Genomic DNA, 5,122 nt, shown 5'->3' with positions numbered 1-5,122 from the left:
GCGCCACGCTGCTGCCGGTGCCCGCGATCCTTGGCCAGCCCTCGACCTGCCGCGCGCTGGAGGCCGATCCGGTGATCGCCCGCGCCATGGCACGCGCCGGGGACGCATCGTTGGTGGCCTTTTCGATGGGCGGCGTCTCGCATCGGTCTGCCCTTTGCGCGCAGGGCTACCTCAGCCCCGCTGAAATCGACACGCTGCGCGCCCACGGCGCGGTGGGCGACATCCTTGGCCGTTTCGTCGATGCGGCGGGGCAGCCGGTCGATGCGGCGCTGGATGCCCGTACGCTGGGCCTGCCACTGCACCGCCTGCCCCATGCCGAACATCGTCTGGCCCTTGTGGCGGGGGCGGAAAAACACGCCATCGCCCGCGCCGCCTTGCAGGCCGGATATGTCTCGGTCCTCGTGACTGACGACGTCACCGCCCATTTCCTGCTGGAGACCCCGAATGAGTGAAAACGGCACGTTCCCCCGGATGACCGGCACGGAATTCACCCCGGAATGGTTCGAAAATGTCAGCGTCAACCGATCCGCCGCCGAACGCCGCGCCGCCAGCCTGCCTGGCCGCCGGACCGTGAAGAAGGATCATCAGGCGGCATGGCTTGCCCGCGCCATCACCTGCATCGACCTGACGACACTGGCAGGCGATGACACCGCCGGACGCGTGCAGCGGCTTTGCGCCAAGGCGCGGCAGCCGCTGCGCCCCGATCTGCTGGCGGCGCTGGGTCTTGAGATGCTGACCGTCGGCGCGGTCTGCGTCTATCCCACGATGGTGCCCCATGCGGTGAAAGCGCTCGATGGCTCGGGCATCCCCGTCGCCTCGGTCGCCACCGGCTTTCCCGCCGGGCTGACGCCGCTGCCGCTGCGACTGGCGGAAATCCGTTATGCCGTCGATCAGGGCGCGGCGGAGATTGACATCGTGATCACCCGCGAACAGGCGCTGACCGGCAACTGGGCGGCGCTTTACGATGAAATCCGCCAGATGCGCGAGGCTTGCGGCGACGCGCATATGAAGGCGATCCTGGCCACAGGCGATCTGAAAACCCTGACCAATGTCTACAAGGCCAGCATGGTCGCGATGCAGGCGGGCGCCGATTTCATCAAGACCTCGACCGGCAAGGAAGAGGTGAACGCCACCCTACCCGTCTCGCTGACCATGGTGCGGGCGCTGCGCGACTTTGGCGACCGCACGGGCCAGTGGGTGGGCTTCAAGCCTGCGGGCGGGCTGAAAACCGCGAAGGATGCGATGAACTGGCTGATCCTGATGAAAGAGGAAATGGGCAGCCGCTGGTGCATGCCCGATCTGTTCCGCATCGGTGCCTCGTCCATGCTGGGCGATATTGAACGTCAGCTGGAACATCATGTGACGGGCCGCTACTCGGCCGCCAACAGGCATGCGCTGGCCTGAGGAGAAGACCATGACCATCAAGGATCTCATGCAGACCATGGATTACGGCCCCGCCCCCGAATCCGCGAGTGACGCACTGGCCTGGATCGCGGCCCGCCCCGTCATCGGCCATTTCATCAACGGCCGCTTCACCGCGCCCGAGGGCGAGACGGTGGAGGTGGTGAACCCCGCGACCGATGCGGTACTGACCCGCCTGGGGCTTGGCACGGTCGCCGAGGTGGATGCGGCGGTGCAGGCCGCCCGCGCGGCCTTCCCCAAATGGGCGGCCCTGCCGGGGCATGACCGGGCGCGCTACCTTTACGCCCTCGCCCGCCATGTGCAGAAGCGCGAACGCTTCCTCTCGGTGCTGGAGACACTGGACAACGGCAAGACCATCCGCGAAAGCCGCGACATCGACGTGCCACTGGTCGCGCGGCATTTCTATCACCACGCGGGCTGGGCCGAGCTGATGGCGGATGAATTTCCGGGCCATACGGCACTGGGGGCCTGCGGCCAGATCATCCCCTGGAACTTCCCGCTGCTGATGCTGGCGTGGAAGGTGGCCCCCGCTTTGGCGGCGGGCAATACCGTCGTGCTGAAACCCGCCGATCTGACGCCGCTGACGGCCTTTGCTTTCGCGGAGATCTGCGCCGAGATCGGCCTGCCGCCCGGCGTTCTGAACATCGTGAACGGCGACGGGGCTACCGGCGCCCTGATTGCGGGGCATGAGGGCGTGGCCAAGGTGGCCTTCACCGGCTCGACCGAGGTGGGCCGGGTAATCCGGCGCCAGATCGCCGGTTCGGGCAAGAAACTGTCGCTGGAACTGGGTGGAAAATCGCCCTTCATCGTGTTCGAGGATGCCGATCTGGACGCCGCTGTCGAAGGCGTGGTCGATGCGATCTGGTTCAATCAGGGCGAGGTCTGCTGCGCCGGTTCCCGCATTCTGGTTCAGGAAGGCGTGGCGCCACGCTTCTTCGACAGGCTGCGAAAGCGGATGGCGACGCTGCGCATCGGCGATCCGCTGGACAAGACCATGGATGTCGGCGCCGTGGTGTCGCGCAAGCAGTTGGCACGCATCCACGGTCTGCTGGCGCAGGCGGAGGCAGAGGGCGCGACCCTGCATCGCGCGCCGGCGCAGATGCCCGCGCAGGGCGCCTTCTGCGCGCCGGGCTTCCTGACCGGCACCGCTCCCGCCCACACCATCAGCCAGACCGAGATCTTCGGCCCCGTCGCCACCACCCTGACCTTCCGCACCCCGGACGAGGCCATCACGCTCGCCAATGACACGCGCTATGGCCTCGCCGCCTCGGTCTGGTCGCAGAACATCGACCGGGCGATCGAGGTCGCAGCCAAGGTCAAGGCGGGCGTGGTCTGGATCAATGCCACCAATATCTTCGACGCGGGCGCCCCCTTCGGCGGCTACCGCGAAAGCGGTTACGGGCGCGAGGGCGGCCGCGCAGGGATGCGCGAATACCTCGCCGCCCCCGCGCGGCCGGGCAAGCCGCGCCCAGATCCGGCGCCGCTGTCCGGCGTGGCCCCCCACGCGGGCAAGGCTGACCGCGCGGGCATCGACGTCACGGCGAAGCTTTATATCGGCGGCAAGCAGACACGGGCGGATGGCGGACAAAGCTATACCGCCACCGGCAAGGGCGGCGTGGCGCTGGGTCAGGCCGCCTTGGCCAACCGCAAGGATGTGCGCAACGCGGTGGAGGCTGCGGGCAAGGCCAGCGGCTGGGGCGGCGTGACTGCCCATAACCGTGCACAGGTGCTGTATTTCCTGGCCGAGAACCTGTCGCAGCGGGCCGAGGAATTCACCGCCGCGCTGGCCGCTTGTGGCACCCCGAAACCGGCCGAGGAGGTTGCAGCGACGCTGCGCCGCGCCTTCTGGTACGCGGCGCAGGCCGACAAGTTCGACGGCGCAGTGACGGCCACCAAATCAAACCATGTCACCCTGACAGTGAACGAACCCTTCGGCACCATGGGCCTGATCGCCCCCGACGAGGCGCCACTTCTGGGCCTGATGTCGCTGATCCTGCCCGCCATCGCCATGGGCAACCGCGTGGTGGCCGTCGCCTCGCAAAGCCACCCGCTGATTGCGACGCGGCTTTATCAGGTGCTGGAAACCTCGGACATTCCGGGTGGCGTGGTGAACCTGTTGACCGGCGCCCGCGACGAACTGGCGAAAACGCTGGCCGAACATGACGATGTGGCGGCGCTGTGGTATTGCGGCTCGGCCAGTGGCGTGGCGATGGTGGAAACCGCGAGCGCCGGGAACCTGAAGCCGGTCTGGACCGATCAGGGCCTGACCCGCGACTGGCTGGACCCGGCGCAGGGACAGGGGCGCGAGTTCCTGCACCGCGCCGTACAGGTGAAAACCATCTGGCTGCCCTACGGCGCCTGATTGGCCATTGGCTTCATCGCATGTATACAGGGCTTTCATAAGCCAGGGGACATGCGATGAAGCCCAGCGTGCGACAGATCGAATGCTTTCAGGCGGTGGCGGAGCTTGGCAGCTTTTCCCGTGCCGCCGAGCGGATGAACACCACACAACCGGCCCTGAGCCAGGCGATCCGCGATCTGGAAACCGGCTTGGGTGCGCGGTTGTTCGACCGCACGACCCGCCGCGTCGACCTGACCGAGGCGGGCGAGGCCTTTGCCGCCTCAGCCTTCGTGGTGCTGACGGAACTCGACCGCGCGGTCAGCAATGTGCAGGATCTGGGCCAGTTGCGGCGCGGGCGGCTGCGGATTGCGGCGCCGCCGCTGCTGGCGGCCGCCGTGCTGCCCGCCGTGATCCGCGAAACCGCCGCGCACCATCCCGACCTGTCGCTGCGGGTCGAGGATCTGGGCACCGATGCGATTGTCGGGCAAGTGCGCAACGGGCGGGCCGATCTGGGGCTTGGCACTTTCCAGCCCGGAGAGGAGGGCGTGGTGGTGACGCCGGTGCTGCGCGACCGACTGATGGTGTTTCTGGCCACCGATCATGCCCTTGCCAGCCAGCCGGACCTGACCTGGACGCAGATCGCGGGCCAGCCGCAGGTGGCGCTGACACGCGAAAGCGGGCTGCGACTGCTCACCGAAGTCGGCTATGAAAGCGCGGGCCAGCCGTTCCGTCCGGCGCTGGAGGTGCATCAGATCCATACCGCGCTGGCACTGGTGGAACAGGCGGGGCTGATTGCGGTGCTGCCCGCCTATGCCAAAGCGGCGGTGCATGGCCGCCCCATCGTGGCACGCGCATTGACCGCCCCCGATATCGCGCGCGAGGTGGCACTGCTGCGTGCCCGCGACCGCAGCCCCTCACCCGCTCATGTCGCCGTCGCGGCGATCCTGACCCGCGTGCTGCGCCGGATGGCCGCCTGAGCTTCGCCGCATTTGACGGCGCAGAACAGGCAGGCTAGAAATGTTCCATGAATGTTCTCGTCTGGTTCAATCAGGATCTGCGGGCAGAAGATCACCCGGCGCTGGCTTTCGCCGCCGCGCGCGGTCCGGTTCTGCCGCTTTATGTGGTGGACCCCGATCATTGGGCAAGCCCGGATCGCTCTGCCCGCCACTGGGCCTTCTGCAGCGAAAGCCTGAAGGATCTGGCCGCGGCGCTGGCGGCACTGGAGCTTCCGCTGGCGATCCGGGTCGGCGATCCGGTCCCGGTGATGGAGCGTCTGGTCCGCGCCCATCGTATCACCGAAATCGTGACACAGCAGGCGGGCAGTGCAGCCGAATCGCGAGTGGCGGAATGGGCGCGCGC

General features: G+C 67.7%; 5 protein-coding genes. All 5 read left to right on the top strand.

Features of this window, described 5'->3' with window-relative positions; genetic code table 11:
* On the top strand, positions 1-452 hold a 452-nt coding region (locus tag AO684_RS13085), incomplete at its 5' end, for a sugar-binding domain-containing protein (protein WP_304437868.1).
* On the top strand, positions 445-1,404 hold the full coding sequence (gene deoC, locus AO684_RS13080; protein ID WP_054303190.1) for a deoxyribose-phosphate aldolase: 960 nt from the start codon (positions 445-447) through the stop codon (positions 1,402-1,404). The genes AO684_RS13085 and deoC, both read left to right, overlap by 8 nt.
* Positions 1,405-1,414: 10 nt before the next feature.
* Positions 1,415-3,784 carry an aldehyde dehydrogenase family protein gene (locus AO684_RS13075; protein WP_200907815.1) on the top strand — a complete coding sequence of 790 codons (2,370 nt, stop codon included), beginning with the start codon at positions 1,415-1,417 and terminating at the stop codon, positions 3,782-3,784.
* Between the two features lie 56 nt (positions 3,785-3,840).
* Entirely contained in the window at positions 3,841-4,740 is a 900-nt protein-coding gene (locus tag AO684_RS13070) for a LysR family transcriptional regulator (RefSeq protein ID WP_054303189.1), read from the top strand.
* A 47-nt stretch (positions 4,741-4,787) separates the two neighbouring features.
* Positions 4,788-5,122: deoxyribodipyrimidine photo-lyase (locus AO684_RS13065; RefSeq protein ID WP_161806016.1), on the top strand; the 335-nt coding region annotated here is incomplete at its 3' end.

The organism is Gemmobacter sp. LW-1, from assembly GCF_001303875.1.
In the GTDB taxonomy this organism is placed as follows: Bacteria; Pseudomonadota; Alphaproteobacteria; order Rhodobacterales; family Rhodobacteraceae; genus Gemmobacter; species Gemmobacter caeni.
Note: the sequence above shows the minus strand (reverse complement) of the source record. Positions and strands in the feature narration are given on the sequence as shown.

Bases quoted from the DNA above. Each gene is read 5' to 3' on its own strand.
- deoC (WP_054303190.1), top strand. From the start codon at position 445: ATGAGTGAAAACGGCACGTTCCCCCGGATGACCGGCACGGAATTCACC.
- AO684_RS13075 (WP_200907815.1), top strand. From the start codon at position 1,415: ATGACCATCAAGGATCTCATGCAGACCATGGATTACGGCCCCGCCCCC.
- AO684_RS13070 (WP_054303189.1), top strand. From the start codon at position 3,841: ATGAAGCCCAGCGTGCGACAGATCGAATGCTTTCAGGCGGTGGCGGAG.